Raw genomic sequence first — 17,835 nt, forward strand, 5'->3', positions numbered from 1 at the left:
ATCTATAATTAGAATTATCTAACCCTATAAATTTTGTAAGCCGCTATGTCTGTCATCAGTGCAACTGAAGCGCGTGCTAATTTTCCCGATATTATGAACCGTGCTGAATACGGTGGTGAAAGAATTTTAATTCAGCGTCATGGCAAAGCTGCGGTAGCGATAATTAGCATTAACGACTTAAAGCTACTAGAAGCGATAGAAGATGCCATTGATTCTGCTAAACTGCGACGTGCAATTGAGGAAAATGAAGGATTTACCACCATAGAAGAAATTATTGCCAAACGCCCAAATGAGTGAACGTTATACTCTGAGGATTGCTAAAACTGCCGAAAAAGACTTATTAGACTTGCAAGCAAAACAGTATAAACAGGTTGTATCGAAAATCCTCTCACTTCAGGGTAATCCTCGTCCTCAAGACTACGCAGCTTTAAAAGGTTATCAAGGTGGTTATCGTATTGATCAGGGTGAGTACAGAATTTTGTACACCATTGATGACGATAATAAATTAGTTGCTGTTTTCCGGGTTGGTAAACGTAATGATGGTGAAGTTTATCAAAATTTGTAACTTTGTTATCCTATCGTACTTCCAAAACCACCAAAAAGCGATCGCTTTGCACCATCGCTCTTTATCTTTCTGCCTTTGCGGCTTTGCGACGAAAGAGTGAGACAAAAAAGCAATTATAAAAGCAATTATAATTAAACAGGAAAGAAATCAGAGTCTAAGGTTTCATCAACAGAAAAAGGATAGTCTTGAGGAAAAATAGACAGAGGAAGTCCAGTTTCAATAGATGCTTCTTTGCGAGCGTGTTGGTAACAAATATCAAAAACTTCGGTATAATAGCTTTTTAGGCTAGGACTATCTAAAAATGCTTCTTGCAATCTTTGACGATGTTCATAGATAGTGTATAACCAGCTATTGGATCGGTTTTGGGGTTGAAATTTGTATTTGAGAAGGTGCATTAAAAGCACTCTAAGATTACTCCTTAAAGCATTTTTATCACTTCTTCCCATACTTTCAATTTCTTCAATTAAATTTTCTAAATCTAATTCTAAAAAATTCTTAGTTTTTAACAAATAAGCAGTTTTCTCTAACCATAAATTATAATCTTGTGCGTAGAGATTATTGGTTGTATGAAAAGATTGATGGCTCATAATCTTCTCCTTTACGGATATATGATTTTCGCATCACTTCTATTGTGATAAAAAGATAGATAATTGCTGATTTAAGTTAATCTTTTTATTCGAGTAGTAATAATCAAGCTCAGTTTCAAGCCAAATCGCTACTTTTGTTCTTCTGCTTCCCGCAGTTGCTTCTCTGTCCGCTCATAGGGTTTTGTCTTCGGTTTCCAAGAGGGAGACAGACCTATGAAAAATTTGTTTATGGCTGTACGGGTTTGAGTGCTAGCTTGACCTATAGCACCAGGAAACACCTTATCACCTCCTGCCACAAATAGCAGAAAGCCAATGAGTATAAAAGGCAGATAATGTTTCATGTCTAAATCCCCTCAAGCTAACGTTTTGCAAAACTTCATCAGGCGATCTGCCTTGAAAATCTCCACCAATTGTAAATCATCAGATCATCATTTGCACCAAACAAATACTTTAACCTAACGTTTCATCGGAATTTCTATCCATATTTCACAACCGTTACCAGGTTGAGAAACACACTTGATTTGACCGCCATGTTTTTCCACAATAATCTGATAACTAATAGATAGACCTAAACCAGTGCCTTGACCAGGTTGCTTAGTCGTAAAGAAAGGTTCAAAAATACGCGATTCCATCCCCTCTGGAATACCACAACCATTATCGGCAATGCGAATCTGAATATAATTTTCTTCTATAACTGCTGTACGAATCCAAATTTTAGGATGGTCAGTTATTGTTCCAGATGCTGCTGAGTTTTTTAGAGCATCAATTGCATTACTGACAATGTTCATAAATACCTGATTCATCTGAGCGGCATAGCATTCAACTAGGGGCAAATCGCCATATTCTTTAACTACCTCAATAGCCAGCGATTTATTTTCTGGTTGCAGCCAATGTTGCAGAATCAACAAAGTGCTTTCAATGCCTTCATGCAAGTCAATAGGCTTCATCTCTGCTTCATCAAGCCGAGAAAAAGTCCGTAACGACAGGACTAATTCACGGATGCGGTCTGCCCCCATCATCATGGAAGTGAGCATTTTGGGCAAGTCATCAGCAATAAAATCTAAATCCATTTCTGCTGCTTGCTGTTGAATTACCCCTGTTGGCTGAGGATAGTTTTCCTGGTAAAGGCGCAGCAAGTTTAACAAATCTTCAGTATGTTGAGTAACGTAGGGGATGTTGCCGTAAATAAAGCTAATTGGGTTGTTGATTTCATGGGCTACCCCAGCAACTAACTGCCCTAAACCAGCCATTTTTTCACTTTGAATTAACTGGCTTTGAGTTTGCTGCAATTCCTTAAGAGTCTGGGTGATTTCTTCTTTTTGACGTCGAGTCCGTTCGAGTAATTCCGCTTGCTGGAGTCCTACCCCCAATTGAGAACCAATCTGCACTAGCAAATCTACCTCATCTTCTTGCCAATCACGGGGTTTTGTATTTTGATACGCTGCTAGTAGTCCCCAGAGTTTCTCCCCCTGAAAAATCGGCACAATCATATATGCCCTAGCCTCCATTGGCTCCGTTAGGGCAATATGACGAATAGAAGTATTTGTGGTGGCAGTATCCTTAATGACCAAAATTTTCCCGTTAGCGTAGTCTCCTCCTTGGGTTTTTTGCAGGTAATCGTCGGCAATTACAGGCACAAGTTCCCGTATTGGTGTCCAACCATAGGCTAATGACTCAGCTACAAATTCGCCACTCCAATCAGGCCGGAAGCGATAAATTGTCACTCGATCAACTTCCAATAGCCGCTGGACTTCTTGGGTACTGGTAGCAAATATGGTATTCAGGTCAAGGGACTGGCGAATTTTCTCCACTGTTGCTGCTAATGCCTTTCCCCTTTCGGTCGCTTTAGCCAGTTTCTCCGCTTGCACCTGCACTTGTTTCAAGGACTCAGCTTGCTGTAATGCTACCCCCAGTTGGATGCCAACTTGGGCCAGCAAGTTGATTTCTTCGTCTTGCCAATAACGGGGTTGGGAGTTTTGATAAGCTACTAGCAATCCCCACAATTTTTCGCCTTGAGAAATCGGGACAAATATTTCATTTCGTGCAAATTTACCTGCATGTGTTCCTTGCAAAAGAAGGCGTTCGGTCACTGGTTGTGGCTTAACCATTGGTGTCCAACCATCAACAATGGAATCAGCAACAAATTCGCCACTCCAGTCAGGGTAGAAGCGATAAATTGCCACTCTTTCTACTTCTAATAACCGCAGAACTTCTTGAGTAGTGGTTTTAAAGATGGTGTCAATGTCAAGAGACTGGCGAATTTTTTCTACTGTGTTCGCTAGTCCTCTTTGCCTTTCCGCAGCTTTGCTGATCTCTGCTGCTTGGGTCTGCATTTGTTGTAAGAATACCGCTTGCTGCAAAGCTACACTAAATTGGCTGCCAACTTGTGTGAGCAAGTACACCTCATCTTCTTGCCAATCACGAGGCCCGGTATTTTGGTAAACGGCCAGCAAGCCCCAGAGCTTTTGATTATGAAGAATGGCAATAATCACATAAGCTCTTGCTTGATAGCTCTCTAAGACTTTAATGTAGCAGTCACTAAAGCCAGTATTGTAAATATCATTACAAACACGGTAGACTTCACCCTTGGTGAAGCGACCACCCTCTGTGTCTTGTAAGTAAGTATCAGCCACTGGGGGTGCTATTAAGTCTTGCAACCGACATTCGCTGATGTTTTCACCCAATTCTGGGCGCTGTAACTGCTCTAGCATCAGGGCGGCCCAACCCTCTGACAGAGATTCAAACACGAATTCACCGCTCCAATCTGGATTGAAGCGATAGATAGCCACGCGATCGGCTTTCAGCAGATGCCTGAGTTCTTCAGTACTGGTGCGAAAAATGCTTTCTAAGTCTAGAGACTGACGGATTTTCTCAATGGTTTTGGCGATGATTTTCTGCCATTCCGCTGATTTTTCTCTAGCTTTTGCTTGTGCTAATTGTGCCGATTGTAGTTTTACCTGTTCTAGGTAATCTGCTTGCTGCAAGGCAACTCCCAAATGTTCGGCGATTAGTTGCACAAACTCAATTTCTGATCCTTCCCATTGCCGTGGGCCGCTACATTGATGAATACATAATAATCCCCATAAATCTTTGCCTTTCATCAGGGGGGCAGCTATATTGGCACGCACTTGGAATCTTTCTAAAATCTGGACATGGCAATCGCTGGCACCATCAAGATAGATATCAGCGATCGCTTTAATCCGACCTTGTTTATACAGTCCGGCAAATTCCGCAGCAAAGCAGTGATCGCGCAGTTTGGCGGCCAATGCTGACACCCATTCTGTTCCTACATCCTCATAGATAAATTCTCCTTCCCATTCCAACTCAGGATAAAAACGAAATACTCCAACTCTGTCAGTATTCAGAAGTTGGCGCACCTCGGTGACTGTAATTTTGAAGATAGTGTCTATATCCAGAGACTCGCGAATGTGAGCAATTACTCTAGACAAAGCTTTTTGTTGCTCACCCTGACACAGGGAAAAAGTCATATCTGGCTGATATTCATGTTGGGAACTTGGTTATATAAATTCTATGTTAAAAGAATTTTTTATTTCCCGTGGGGCTTTAAATATCGAAAATATACTATTTTAGTATAATTCTCACGACAAATTGAAAGGGAACAGCGAGATCTAAAATAATTTCTTATGGATTCAATAGCTTTAGGATTTAAGGACACTATAATATGGTGTCCTTAAACAGATTTTTGGTGGCAGAAAACAGCGCTATATTTGCTGCGGTAAAAATTATCGCCGTTTGGGAGTGTTGCGTCGGAGTTCGCGGGTATCGTCTTCTCGACGACGCCGATCGCGCCAATCTGCCAGTGTCAAATAACTAACACCGCCGGTGACTGCTACCAGCAGCACTACAGCAACTAAAGCCAAAATACTCAGGAATGGATTTTCCACAATTCCTCTATAGTCCGTTGCGTCCCCAAACTACCATTGCAATTGACCAAGTAAACACAACTAGCAATGATACCCAGCCCAGTGTCAAAATCTCCATAGTTTTAATTTTCAATAATTACAAGAGGTCTCTAATATTTATCATACCGGGAAAGGACGGTTGATTCTTCAACCGCATTTGTGGAGGTGTTAGAAAATTGTGAATGTTGATTCAAATATTCAACTGATGGTAGAACGCTTAGAATCCCTCAAGGCGGGAATAATTGGGGGTTTGTCTCTCGGTTTAGCTTTCCTGATTACCAGTCTTGTGAATAATCTAGTGTTAGCAAAGTATTTTCCGATACTTGCTAGTCAGCCAATTACTTTGATAAATTTACACGAGTTGCTGAGTGGGGCGATTGCCAGCTTCTCTGGCTTACTGTTTGGTGTCACCTACCGCTACATCATTCGTTCAGATAAAAATCCCCAACTCAAAGCTGGTGCTGTGTTTGCCTTTGGTTTGGTGCGGGGATTAACCCAGATAGAAGTTGGCTGGAATGTAGCTGGTACAGTTTTTCCTTGGATGGTGTTGGCTCTGGAAAGTGTATTTTGGTTTGTGTTGGCGGCGATCTCTCTCGATATTGCCTTGCAACTCGGCTGGATTAAACCTTTTAATTCAGATTAACTACATATCACATTTTCGTCAATTGATCAAGCAAATATTAATGTTTTTCCACACCTGCTACATAATATATCAATCGTGATTAATATAAGTAAGGTTTTTATGGCAGCATTCAGGTGGAAAATCCTAGATACTGGATTGTGGTTGCATCCAAAGATCATGTACAAAAGAAAGTGGAAAGTGGTTTTATGCAAGCAAGTCATGGTAAAGCATCACCACTTAAACGCCTGAATATCAATGACTGGATGATTTCTTACTCCCCGAAACTTGAATTTGGTGTTAAGGAAAAATGTCAAGCTTTCACAGCAATTGGCAGAGTTACTGGCAAGGAAATCTATGATTATGATATGGGTAATGGATTTACTCCTTTCGGGCGTGATGTCCAGTTTTTTGATGGCTGTGAAGTATCTATATTGCCATTAATTCCCCATCTGGATTTTATTCAGAATAAACGTTACTGGGGCTATATATTTAGGTTTGGTTTATGGGAAATTCAAAAACCTGATTTAGATTTAGTTGCTAGCTTGATGTTGCCAAATAGAGAAATAATAAAGGGAGTGAAAGTTGACATCGCCGAAAAATCAGGTAATTCAGTTTGAGAGTCCAGATGATAGCCCAGGATTTTTACTCTGGCAGGTATCTAATTTCTGGCAGAGAAAAATGAATACTGGACTCAGTCATCTGGGACTAACTCATGTACAGTTTGTTTTACTAGCAGGAATTATTTGGCTTAGTGAAGGTGAAGAAACAGTTACTCAAGCAAGGTTAGCTGCTCATGCGAAAACAGATATTATGATGACTTCTAAAGTTTTACGTGCTTTGGAACAACGAGATTTAATTAAACGAGAAACTGATGCAAAAGATACCAGAGCCAAGTCTTTAAGCATAACCAATAAAGGTTATGAATTGACAGTAGAAGCGATTCAGATAGTGGAAAAGATTGATCATGCTTTTTTTATGGCATTAGGTCAACAAATAGGCGAATTTAATCAGCATTTGCAGTCAATTATAGATGGCAGCAAATCCTGTGAAATGGCGGGATGGAGTGATGGGGACAATAACTTATAACAAATTACCAATAACCAAGGATTCATGACTCATTATTTTCTAATAGTCGATCTTGAAGCTACTTGCTGTGACCAAGGTAGTATACCTCGGCATCAAATGGAAATCATCGAAATCGGTGCGGTGATGCTCAATAGAAAAACCTGGGAAATTGACTCAGAGTTTCAACAATTTATCCAACCTGTGAGAAATGTACAACTGACGGGTTTTTGTACAGAATTGACAAGCATATCTCAGCAAGATGTGGCAAATGCGCCTCAATTTGCCGAAGCGATTTCTAAGTTTAAAGCATGGATAGATTCATTCCCCAATCATATTTTCTGTTCTTGGGGCAATTATGACAAATCGCAATTTCTGCAAGATTGTGATTTTCATAAGGTTCCATATCCTTTTGGTTCGGAACACATAAATATCAAAAAGGAATTTTCAGAATATCTTGGCGTATCTAAAGGATTTGGCATGGCAAAGGCTCTCAACCATCTGGGAATAGAATTGAAAGGAACACACCATAGAGGCATTGATGATGCCCGGAATATTGCAGCTATCTATCGACATATGAAAACCAAAAAACCAAGCTGAATAAATGTCAAGTGCAACTACTATTTATCTATCATCTGGGCGAGGAAGTTGCGTGCCAATAGCAGGTGTTGGAAGAGACGTTGCCTTCAGCGTCTCAATAATGCTCTTTCACAAAATCTTCCGCTTCTTTCATGGCTGTGGAAAGTAACAAAGTCGGTTTACGAGCGCTCGTTTTAAGTCCAGTCTGGATATGGGTTGTTCAGTTGGGAGTGTTTGCTGTTTTTCCTGCTTCCTCCTTAGTATCGCCTTCTGTCGCGGCTAACCCAGCTTTCACGGATACTGACCTTGAATTGGAGCAAATGTCCCAGGCGATCGCACAATTTCCAGGAACGGGTGCTACTGTTCCTGAGTCGGTGTCTGCGATCGCCAGATTGGTAACGGTGAGAATTTTAGCGCTGTTCGCGAGTAACGATGCGCTATTTTGATCCTGCTTACCCAGCACCTGTACCGAATAGGTAGTTTTAACTATCACCACAATGAAATATTTTATATTCATAACCATTGACTGGTGGTAAAGATTGGGTGTCAGCGATACACTTTTTCACTGCTTCGGCTACGGGAGCATGAAAATTTACTAACCAAAGGTCAAAAGGTTGTGGTAATGCCTTTAAGGTATTTTCTAAGGTGGTGGCGGAAGTATTGGGATCTTGGTCTTGATGGGCAAGAAGAAACAGGGGAAATGGAAATTTTGGATTTTGAATTTTAAACTCCCTGGCTACACCCATCATTTCCCCAATGTGGACATGAGTTTTGTGGGTGGTGGCAATCAGTACTGGTGCTTGGGATGTTTGCTGTATTAGCTGTACAAACAGGTCAGGACGATAGTATTTTTGATAGCCAAGATTACAGACAACTGTCACGGCGCTGAGAAATCCCATCAACCAAATTAATATTACGGCTTTGTGCCTATGTACTCCCCATCGGCCGATGATTCCCTGGGGAGGATGCCAACAAACTGCCAAAGTTGCGCCTAGTAAGACGATGACTGCGGGAAAATAAACGAAGTTATAACGTGCGCCCCGTGTCAGGTCAATTCCGAGAAAGTAGGTAAAGATAAAGAATAATGCGATCGCACCGACAACTACCCCAATAAACACCTGAGTCATGAAACGGGTTTCTGGCTGCTGTAGCTGAATCTTCAACCCACGCACGAGAATTGGTGCTGCCCAAATCATGAAAATCAGCATCACCAGTCCAGAAGCAATCATGATTGCTAGTTGTGGTGCTTCAACTGGTAGCAGGTAAAGCATTGTGATCCAGGCCGCGATCGCTTGAAAAATTGGGCTTAACCAAGCCCATCCCGCGCGGGGCTGCTGTATCCACTCGGTTAATTTACTGCCATAGCTGTTTTGCAAAAATATTGGTACCCAAACCATACCCGCCACACAAGTGCCAACCGCAACAGCATAGATGCGCCGCCAAGGTGGGGAAAGGGGGGGGCGGTGTTGCCAAGCCAGAACAAGCAAAACCAGCGCTTCAGAGCAGAGGGTGAGAGTGACGAAATAATGTGTCGCAATACCCAAAGCGTTAATTCCCACCCAGGTGAGTGCTGTCCAAACGGGTAATTGTGTGCGGTTTTGGATGTGATTTGTGGTGATTACCAAGCAGGCGAGGGAAGCAATCACCCACAAGATCGCTAAGGTATAATGACGTGCTTCTTGTGCCAGAAATATCCCGTAGGGCGAAACTGCCATCATGGCAGCGGCTAGATGACTAGCTTTGTGGGAGCGAAAACTCAGCCAGCTTAAGCCATAGATGGCGGGGATAGATGCAGCCCCAAAAATAGCAGCAAGCGATCGCGCCCCCCACAGGGAAACTAAACCCCCGTTTGTGGGAAATAAATGCATCCACCAGTGAGCTAGCACAAAGTAAAGTGGGGGATGGTTAGTTTCCTGGCTCAAGTGTGCCCAGACGTCTTGGAAAGTAGCACCAGCTTGGGGTTGTAGTGGTTGCAAGAGGATATCAGGTGCGATCGCTTGATCTAGCGGTACTTGCAAAAAACTATTCCCCAAACTAAACACCAAGGTTGAAAACTCATCAGTCCAAGGAGGCTTTCCAGTTAAGTTGGCTAGGCGCAAACCGAGTCCGATGATCAACCACATCAGGCACAGCCAGAAATGGGGAATTTTAGCATACCGATTATATAAATGCATCCTTTGTCCGATAGAGATTTCTCTTGCAAGAGTAGGCGGCTAGTGTATGCTCTCAGCAACCAAATGATCTTCCTACAAAAGTGGTGTAAACCCCAAAAAGAAACTCTCATCGCCATGCCATTAACAAGTCGAGTTGTATCAAGGGAGGAAATGGTTGAGATTTAAAATCTCCAGTTGTGACTATTTTACGTCAGTCACACGCCAACTCAGTTTTAAGTTAACCCAAAAATTCCAGATCGTAGCAACTGCGATCGCAATTAGGTTGGCGACGTAGCGGTTAGGAATCAGCAAATTAAACACCAAATTCAATACCAGTACATTCAACACCAATCCGGCCAGGCAAATAATGTTGAATTTCAAAAAGCGCTTCAGGCGTTGATGTCCTTCCTGCTGTCTCATACTGACATCAGCGAATGTCCAAGCGTCATTCCACAAGAAATTATTGAAAATTGCAATTTCGCCAGCAATGATTTTACTGCGAGTCAGGGGCAAAGCTAGGGTTGTAGGATCACTCAGCAAGTAAAGCATCAGCATATCCACAAATACCCCACTTAGTCCCACCAACCCAAAACGAACGAAACGACCAATGGGAAAATTAATCTGGCGCCTGATTTTACCCAGCCGCCCTGTAGACAACCGCAACCGCACTAAGTGATGGATGTAATCTAAATATTGCTTCCATGTAACTTTGCTTTCACCTTCTTTGCGTTCACAAAACACATAGCCCACTTCGGCAATTTCGCCCACATTTCCTCGCCCGATCACCTCCAGAAGAATTTTATATCCTACTGGATTGAGTGTTGCCCCGGCGATCGCATTCCGGCGCACCATAAAATAACCACTCATAGGATCAGTAACTCTTCCCAATACCCCCGGTAAAATAATCAATCCCAACACCTGAGCGCCACGTGATAAAAACCGCCTGACAATACTCCAACTACTAACGCCGCCTCCTTCTACATGACGGCTGGCTACTGCCAAATCTGCTCCCTGTTCAACCTTGCGGAACAATTGCATCAGCACATCTGGTGGATGCTGCAAATCCCCATCAATCACACCTAACACATCTCCCCTGGCTGCTTGCCACCCACGAATCACCGCCGAGGACAGTCCCCGCTCTTGTTGGCGTCGCATCACCCGCAACTGGGGATAGTCTTCCATCATGGATTGTGCTACTTCCCAAGTTTTGTCCGGGCTATCATCATCAACCACAATCAACTCGTAGTTTCCAGGAATAGCTTCATCCAGCAAATGACTCAAAATATTCACTACATTCTGAATATTGTCACGTTCTTTATATGTGGGAATCACTAGAGATAGATGGACAGCATTACTACCTGCGCCCACATGAACAGCAGGAAATTCTGAAATCTGTAATTGCCCAGTTGGAACTGTTAACAGCGAGTTTGATGGGTTGACATTCATAAAGTAAATTTCAATTCGCAGGAGATGGTATATAAAGGTTGACAGTAAATCGAGCGCAATATCTTTTGTCCCACAGAACAGGGCTTTTGTCACCTGAACTATAGCAGCCAACATTTCCTAAAATTTATGATTATGGTTAGCTGTTATGATATTAATTAATTGCTAGCTATTAATTCATAGGATTTTCTTTTAATTCATCGTATTTTTCGTTTAATTCATCTAAAATTTACATTTAACTAATAATTCCTGTAGAAAAATAATGGTTCTATAAGGTTCATTCGAGAAAAAAATTATAACCGTAATTATCTAGTAATCGATGAACTATTTACCAGGTATAGCCGTCCTAATTTAATTTATGAAATGAAGCAGTAAAGGCAGCCAAGAGTCAAGCAGAGGGTAGAGGTGAAACTCCATCTCTACAGTATTTTCTCAAAAATCAATCAGTAACCCTATAAACTCTACATCTGTAGAATTTAGATAATTTTAGTTAACTACTGTTCAGGTATATGGTATAACCATATAGATTTACCAATCTTCTCTACAGGCTGATATTCTCATTCCATACCTGCGGCAATATGGGCTGGCTCATCATAAGCTTGCCAAAATACGTTATAAGTTAACGATATTCTTATAAGTCCCAAAGCTATTAAGAAAACGAACATAAGATTGCGAAAAAGCCGCAAATTTATTTTTTTCATATGAATAATTTCATCTCAAAGAAGCATTTGTGTAAAGTCTAGCAGTGAACTTATCAAGAGACATAGTACCGGATAAAGGCTGAGTGCTATTTAGCTGAAACTGGGGTGATAAAACTTGTTGAATTCTCTGTTTTTGGTTTTCTATTTCCGCTTCAGTTTTCAAACGAGACCACAGAGGACTGCCGCTATCTAACCAAATCACACGACGATATTTAATAGCTTCATCCTTCAGGACTTTTTCTAAAGAAGTTGCCAGTTCTGCGGGCTTTTGGGCTAGCAGCATCACAGGGGCTGTTGAGGGAATGTAATAAGCCAAACGCATAACATGACCCCAAGCTTGGGAATTCATCGCTATTAAAGTTGGTTGATTCGCTTCTTGTAAAATCAATTCGGCAACTGAATGAAAAACCGAACGTGGCCGCAAGCTAAAATCACTAACACTGATGGTGAGATATATAAGTAATAAACCTGTTGCTATGGGTGCACGCAGTTGACTAGAAACCCCCCTTTCTACCCATAAAGCTAGTAATAACAAACAGCCAGGGAGAATAATAATCATCGTTCGTCCCCAGCCAAAACCCAATGTAAACTTTTTAGTTGCTATGTCTACTACCAATGCTAGAAACAGCGGCAAAATTCCTAGTATTAAAGCTACACCTAAGTTCTTCTGCTCACCCTGACGCCAGAGGCTGATACAACAGGTTAACAGTAACAAGATAACCAAACAACCAGCTACGGTGACACTCATTGGCGCTAGGCTAGTTACCCAATCTCCCACAAGTAAATCAGTACCCAAAGTCTGAGTGACATCTTGCAAGTGATTCAACCACGCAGGTACAGATTTACCCCCGGCACCAAAGCGGTTTAAGTCGGCATTGCGGAGTTGTTTGATAGTACCCCATAATATCCAGGGCATAGCCAGCAAAACGCCAAATCCCAAACGGCAGCCGTGCTGCCACCAATGCGGTCTATCAAGATAAAGTACTAAAACTGCTAAAACAATTACCCAATAGCCATATAAATAAAAAGTTAGTAATCCAGCAGGAATGGATACAATCAAAATGGTATTCCACAACCACCGACGGCGAGGACTATCGGGAATTTGGGTATCCCGCTGATCAATCAGATGCAGTAGTGCCCATGAACTTAATGTTACCCACAAAACTAGAGGGGCATACATTCGGACGTTGAGAGAGTGGAATAAAAAAAACGGATTAATTCCTAATAAGGCTGATAGAAATAGTCCTCCACGATGTCCTAAAAAAGTCCTACCCAAACCGTAAGCACTAAATATAGCTGCAATGCTGAATAATGTGTTCAAACTCCGCGTTGCTATTTCGCTGTTACCAAAAAGACGCAGCCAGAGATGCTGACTTAAAAAGAATATTGGTGGATGAGGTTCGCCTCCTAGGAGACCATGAATTAGCTGTCTCAGGGTGAGGATGATTTCGCGCACACCTGACTCAACTGGTAAACTTAACAAGGATGTATAGTTTGCCAAAACTACTGGTGTATCCCCAGGAGTGTTGTAAGCAGTCGAATGTCCAGTGGATAGGAGTAATGATAAAACTTCGTCATACCAAAATTCCCGACTTCCCAGATTGAGAATTCGCAGCAATATCGAAATGGCGATCGCACTCAGCAGCAGCCACTCTAGTGAGAAGCCCCAGGAAAACTTCGGGATTGCTGAACTTTTATTCATCATAGAAAAATTGATAGTTTTTCCAAAAATTAAGCTGACTCATTCGATAGGTATTTTTTGGGACTTACACTTGTAGAACAAGTCGAATAACATCGCCCCAGCAAAGGTAATTATAGTTACTAACAGAAAAGGAGAGGAGGGAAAAAGGAACCAGTTCTTGTCTCCTGGAATTGGCGGAGTGCGATGGCGCGGATCGCTTGCGGTCGGCAATCGTCAGAACAATGCCGAACACAAATTCAAACAAACGCGATGGAAACAAAGCGATCTTCAGTAGTATATCAGTATAGATAGACCGCGGCTTAACCACAAAGCGAAAAAGCACTACTTAAATACCGAGCAAGAAGTCGGTGTGCTGAGTTGGTTACAAGCTAAAGATGTTAAAGATATTTTAAAAGTATGAAAAAGGCAGCTTTTATCATGCTGAACACTCCGCTTTATTTTGTTCAGTATGACATTTTACACTTGTCCAGCATTTTTTTAAATACTTTTTAAGTACTGGTGCATAGTATTCACTTTTAGTTCATCAAAATTTCACATCTTACCAACAAAAAATTCTTCTGGCTAGCATAAACTTTTAATAAAGTTCGTTGACAAAAACTAATTATGTTCGGAATTAGCCAGTAAGCGATGAACTAATTACTATAAATATTCTCCAAATGTATAATGAGGATAAGTTTTCCAGTCTCATGGGACAAACATTCTAGAATTTTAAAATTTCTACTTGTCATTGTCTTAGTATTAGGCGTAAGTTTTCGTTTTATAAACATTGACAAAAAAGCCTACTGGGATGATGAAGCGTTTACATCATTACGAACTTCGGGATATACAGAAGCTGAATTAGTTGAGCGAGTTGCTAGTGTTGATAGAATTAGTGTTAAGGATTTAGATAAATACCAAAACACTAATCTAGAAAAAGGTTTAAAGGATACAATTAACTCCTTGGCATTAGAAGATCCTCAGCACCCACCAGCATATTACTTAATCACTTGGTTCTGGGTGCAGTGGTTTGGTAATTCTGTGGCAGCATTCAGAAGTTTGTCTGCTTTACTTAGCTTGCTAGCTTTGCCTTGTATTTATTGGTTGTGCCGAGAATTATTTGATTCCTTTTTGACAGCATGGATAGCTGTTGCATTAATCGCTATATCACCATTTCATATACTATATGCTCAGGAAGCAAGGGAGTATAGTTTATGGACGGTGACAATTTTGTTATCAAGTGCATCACTCCTCCAAGCAATACGCCTCAACACAAAGCTGAAATGGGGAATATACGCAACAACCGTAGCACTGAGTCTTTACACTTTTCCATCTTCAGCGATAGTTACAATTGCACAGGTCGTTTATGTAATTACTATCGAAGGTTTCCGCTTCAGCAAGAGGACAATTACTTGTCTGTTGGCATCCATTGCTGGATTTATAGCTTTCTCCCCCTGGCTTGTGGTGATTATTACGAACTTAAGTCATATCAATAAGACAGTTGGCGGACAGGGTAATATGCCTACATTGTCTTTAATTAAAATATGGACTTTTAACCTGAGCCGGATTTTTATTGATACCAATCATGAGAGAGCAGTTATAAACTTTGGCTTTGAGAATCCTTTGACATACATAATCCAGATAATTCTAGTCGTATTGCTGGTAATTTTGTCAGGGTATTCTATATATTTTCTCTGTCGAAATACTTCCAAACGAACTTGGTTATTTATTTTGACATTAATCTTAGTAACCTGTCTGCCTATCATGTTAAAAGATTTAATCGATGGGGGAGCTAGAACAATTGTTTTACGATATCTCACGCCTGGTTATTTGGGTATTCAAATATCTGTTGCTTATCTTCTAGCTACTAAGATTACAACTATATCACGTCAACAGAAACTATGGCGAATTGTTTTATTTCTACTGTTGTCTGGTGCAGTTTATTCCAATGTGATTAGTTCCCAAGCTAATTATTGGTGGACTAAGAGCCATAGCGATATTAATTTCTATGCTGCTGAGTTTATTAATCGAGCTAATCGACCACTTTTGCTCAGTGATGGAAGTATGGGTATGATATTAGGCTTGAGCCATCAAATCAATTCTCAAGTACAGCTACAGTTAAAGCCCTACTGTCACACTTGCCGTGTAATTCCTCCTGCGGTTTTGAAAAAGAAACTCTTACCGATTCCTGATGGTTTTGATGTGTTTTTGTTTGCGCCTTCTAATGAACTAATCCAGGAAGTTGAGAAAGATGCAAAATACAAAATAAAGCTTGTTAGTGTAGAGCTTTGGCGGCTAGATAAGAAAACAATCTAAGTTAGGAAGATTTAAATATTCTCTAGAGATCCTATTTTATTGGTGAAATTTTCAGAGTTTCAAATCCCCGACTTCTTTAAGAAGTCGGGGATCTTTTTGTTCAGCTTCGCGATCGCCCTATACTTAAATTGTTACCAAAATCCCAAAACAGCCGTCCATTAGTTGAATTTATTGCGAAAATAGGATAAATAATTTGTGTTTGATAAACTGTGCCTACTATAACTGTTGATGATATTCTTGAGCGTGCCCTAATCGGGTACGATTTATCTCCCTCAGAGGGAGTGGTACTGTTAAAACAAACTGATCCAGAGGCGATCGCGAATATTCGGGTGACGGCTGACAAACTCCGTCAAGCTCAAGCTGGTGATCCGGTCACGTACGTAATTAACCGCAATATTAACTTTACTAATATCTGTGAGCAGCACTGTAGTTTTTGTGCTTTCCGCCGGGATGATGGTGATGCCGATGCATATTGGTTAGATCAGGCGCAAATTTTGGAAAAAGCTACAGATGGGGTGCGACGGGGGGCTACAGAAATTTGTATGCAGGGGGGATTAAACCCACAAGCCCAAATCAACGGCAAATCTCTGCCTTATTACCTGAAGCTAGTGGAAACTATCAAGCAGGAATTTCCCCAGCTACATTTGCACGCTTTTTCTCCCCAAGAAGTGCAATTTATTGCCAGACTTGACGGACTGTCTTACGCGGATGTGATTGCTGCTTTGCGGGATGCTGGTGTGGGTTCAATGCCAGGAACAGCGGCTGAGGTGTTGGATGATGAAGTGCGGCGGATATTATGTCCTGAGAAAATCGACACCGCCACTTGGCTAGAAATTGTCAGCACGGCTCACAAATTAGGTTTGCACACTACTAGCACTATGTTGTCGGGGCATATTGAAACGCTCTCCCAACAAATTGGGCATTTAGAAAAATTGCGATCGCTCCAACAAACTGCAATCAATCAGGGATACCCTGCCAGGATTACAGAGTTTATTGTCTTACCTTTCGTGGGACAAGAAGCGCCCAAATCCTTACGTCGTCGTGTTGGACGAGATCAACCAGTGTTAGCTGATGCCTTGCTACTGGGGGCCGTGGCGCGGATTTTCTTGGGAAATTGGATACCTAACCATCAACCGAGTTGGGTAAAACTGGGGTTAGCTGGGGCGATAGAAGCTTTAGTTTGGGGTTGTAACGATATCGGTGGCACATTGATGGAGGAACATATCACTACAATGGCAGGTGCTGTGGGCGGTACTTGTATGGAAGTGGAAACCTTGCAAAATGCGATCGCATCTTTAGGACGACCTTACCACCAACGGGATACTCTGTATCAAAGAATCGAGAAAAGGTAATCACACTTTTTTTGACTCAGTTCGCAAGCACTCTTGACTCAGCACTCTAACTGATCCCCAAGATACCATTCCAGGATAGGATAGTCCTTGATTTACGTATTGTTTTATTAAATGCTTATGAAGCGCTATTGGTCGCGTCTACTTGCCCTGGTTTTAGTTGTATCTATCGGCTTAATGGGTTGTTCTGGCAGTCCTGATAGTTTGACTGGGGATTATCGTCAAGATACCTTAGCTGTAGTCAATATCATGAGACAAGCCCTAAATTTATCAGGCGATTCACCAGATAAAGCAGCAGTTCAAGCAGAAGCCCGGCAAAAAATAACTGATTTTTCAGCTCGCTACCAGCGGGTTAACTCTGTTTCTGGACTTAGCTCCTTTACAACAATGCGAACAGCTCTCAACGCCCTAGCTGGACATTACAGTTCTTACCCAAATCGCCCCATTCCTGAAAAACTCAAAAATCGTCTAGATAAGGAGTTAAACCAAGTAGAAGCAGCGCTGAAGCGTGGTGGTTAACTATTAGCTACCCGATCATCAAGAGTCAAGAGCTTAGAATCCAACGTTTTGACTCTTGATTAATTTGTCGGAATTTTAGCTGCATCTGGGCTTGAAATTTTGTGCCTCTTGTTTTCTATATCCTTTGCTCCGCAACGCTACCGCCTTGGCGCAGCTTCGCCTCTGGCAATGCGGATACACTCTGCTAAGGTGCAGCCTGCCACAGCCCTATTTTGAATTAATTAAGTTGATCGAAAAAACAAACAACCCCTATTTGTCAGAGAATTATTAGTTAAGCAATGTTTCACAAATCAAAGTAGGTGTATAATCTCCCCAAAAGCAGGTTAGAGGTGCTTTTT

General features: G+C 41.5%; 18 protein-coding genes. 10 read left to right on the top strand and 8 right to left on the bottom strand.

The window, feature by feature from the left end; translation table 11 throughout:
* Positions 1-45 precede the first annotated feature (45 nt).
* Positions 46-297 carry a type II toxin-antitoxin system Phd/YefM family antitoxin gene (locus CYLST_RS17735; RefSeq protein ID WP_015209098.1) on the top strand — a complete coding sequence of 84 codons (252 nt, stop codon included), beginning with the start codon at positions 46-48 and terminating at the stop codon, positions 295-297.
* On the top strand, positions 290-565 hold the full coding sequence (locus CYLST_RS17740; RefSeq protein WP_015209099.1) for a type II toxin-antitoxin system RelE family toxin: 276 nt from the start codon (positions 290-292) through the stop codon (positions 563-565). Before CYLST_RS17735 ends, CYLST_RS17740 begins: the two co-directional genes overlap by 8 nt.
* Before the next feature lie 131 nt (positions 566-696).
* Here the strand turns inward: CYLST_RS17740 and CYLST_RS17745 are convergent, their stop codons facing one another.
* From CYLST_RS17745 to petN, 5 genes are all read right to left on the bottom strand, one after another.
* Positions 697-1,152, bottom strand: a complete 456-nt coding sequence (locus CYLST_RS17745; RefSeq protein WP_015209100.1) for a DUF29 domain-containing protein — start codon at positions 1,150-1,152, stop codon at positions 697-699.
* Between the two features lie 128 nt (positions 1,153-1,280).
* On the bottom strand, positions 1,281-1,493 hold the full coding sequence (locus CYLST_RS17750; RefSeq protein ID WP_015209101.1) for a hypothetical protein: 213 nt from the start codon (positions 1,491-1,493) through the stop codon (positions 1,281-1,283).
* A 114-nt stretch (positions 1,494-1,607) separates the two neighbouring features.
* The gene (locus CYLST_RS17755; protein WP_015209102.1) at positions 1,608-4,640 is read right to left on the bottom strand and encodes a GAF domain-containing protein; all 3,033 of its coding nucleotides are present in this window, start codon (positions 4,638-4,640) and stop codon (positions 1,608-1,610) included.
* 255 nt (positions 4,641-4,895) lie between these two features.
* The gene (locus CYLST_RS35235; protein ID WP_085960630.1) at positions 4,896-5,057 is read right to left on the bottom strand and encodes a hypothetical protein; all 162 of its coding nucleotides are present in this window, start codon (positions 5,055-5,057) and stop codon (positions 4,896-4,898) included.
* A gap of 7 nt (positions 5,058-5,064) precedes the next feature.
* Positions 5,065-5,154 carry a cytochrome b6-f complex subunit PetN gene (petN, locus tag CYLST_RS33475; RefSeq protein WP_012408302.1) on the bottom strand — a complete coding sequence of 30 codons (90 nt, stop codon included), beginning with the start codon at positions 5,152-5,154 and terminating at the stop codon, positions 5,065-5,067.
* A gap of 126 nt (positions 5,155-5,280) precedes the next feature.
* Between petN and CYLST_RS17760 the strand changes: the two genes are divergently transcribed.
* From CYLST_RS17760 to CYLST_RS34645, 5 genes are all read left to right on the top strand, one after another.
* A complete protein-coding gene (locus CYLST_RS17760; protein ID WP_041233713.1) occupies positions 5,281-5,718 on the top strand; it encodes a hypothetical protein in 438 nt (145 codons plus the stop codon).
* Positions 5,719-5,831: 113 nt separating this feature from the next.
* Positions 5,832-6,314 carry an EVE domain-containing protein gene (locus tag CYLST_RS17765; RefSeq protein WP_015209105.1) on the top strand — a complete coding sequence of 161 codons (483 nt, stop codon included), beginning with the start codon at positions 5,832-5,834 and terminating at the stop codon, positions 6,312-6,314.
* A complete protein-coding gene (locus CYLST_RS17770) occupies positions 6,280-6,783 on the top strand; it encodes a MarR family winged helix-turn-helix transcriptional regulator (protein WP_015209106.1) in 504 nt (167 codons plus the stop codon). The genes CYLST_RS17765 and CYLST_RS17770 overlap by 35 nt, the downstream gene beginning before the upstream one ends.
* Before the next feature lie 24 nt (positions 6,784-6,807).
* Entirely contained in the window at positions 6,808-7,359 is a 552-nt protein-coding gene (locus tag CYLST_RS17775) for a 3'-5' exonuclease (RefSeq protein ID WP_015209107.1), read from the top strand.
* A gap of 131 nt (positions 7,360-7,490) precedes the next feature.
* The gene (locus CYLST_RS34645; RefSeq protein ID WP_015209108.1) at positions 7,491-7,784 is read left to right on the top strand and encodes a hypothetical protein; all 294 of its coding nucleotides are present in this window, start codon (positions 7,491-7,493) and stop codon (positions 7,782-7,784) included.
* 36 nt (positions 7,785-7,820) lie between these two features.
* On the opposite strand, the gene CYLST_RS17785 is transcribed toward CYLST_RS34645, so the two are convergent.
* From CYLST_RS17785 to CYLST_RS17795, 3 genes are all read right to left on the bottom strand, one after another.
* The gene (locus CYLST_RS17785; protein ID WP_051056130.1) at positions 7,821-9,512 is read right to left on the bottom strand and encodes a glycosyltransferase family 39 protein; all 1,692 of its coding nucleotides are present in this window, start codon (positions 9,510-9,512) and stop codon (positions 7,821-7,823) included.
* A gap of 180 nt (positions 9,513-9,692) precedes the next feature.
* The gene (locus CYLST_RS17790; RefSeq protein ID WP_041233715.1) at positions 9,693-10,937 is read right to left on the bottom strand and encodes a glycosyltransferase; all 1,245 of its coding nucleotides are present in this window, start codon (positions 10,935-10,937) and stop codon (positions 9,693-9,695) included.
* A 708-nt stretch (positions 10,938-11,645) separates the two neighbouring features.
* Positions 11,646-13,340, bottom strand: coding sequence for a glycosyltransferase family 39 protein (locus tag CYLST_RS17795; protein ID WP_015209112.1), 1,695 nt, complete (start codon positions 13,338-13,340; stop codon positions 11,646-11,648).
* 660 nt (positions 13,341-14,000) lie between these two features.
* On the opposite strand from CYLST_RS17795, the gene CYLST_RS17800 reads away from it, so the two are divergent.
* The 3 genes from CYLST_RS17800 (at position 14,001) to psb27 (ending at position 17,497) form a co-directional block, all read left to right on the top strand.
* Complete coding sequence (locus CYLST_RS17800; RefSeq protein WP_015209113.1) at positions 14,001-15,629, top strand: glycosyltransferase family 39 protein; 1,629 nt, start codon at positions 14,001-14,003, stop codon at positions 15,627-15,629.
* Positions 15,630-15,838: 209 nt separating this feature from the next.
* Positions 15,839-16,981 carry a 7,8-didemethyl-8-hydroxy-5-deazariboflavin synthase subunit CofH gene (cofH, locus tag CYLST_RS17805; RefSeq protein WP_015209114.1) on the top strand — a complete coding sequence of 381 codons (1,143 nt, stop codon included), beginning with the start codon at positions 15,839-15,841 and terminating at the stop codon, positions 16,979-16,981.
* A 111-nt stretch (positions 16,982-17,092) separates the two neighbouring features.
* Positions 17,093-17,497, top strand: coding sequence for a photosystem II protein Psb27 (gene psb27 / locus CYLST_RS17810; RefSeq protein WP_172642162.1), 405 nt, complete (start codon positions 17,093-17,095; stop codon positions 17,495-17,497).
* Positions 17,498-17,835: the final 338 nt, after the last annotated feature.

Source organism: Cylindrospermum stagnale PCC 7417, from assembly GCF_000317535.1.
Classification (GTDB): domain Bacteria; phylum Cyanobacteriota; class Cyanobacteriia; order Cyanobacteriales; family Nostocaceae; genus Cylindrospermum; species Cylindrospermum stagnale.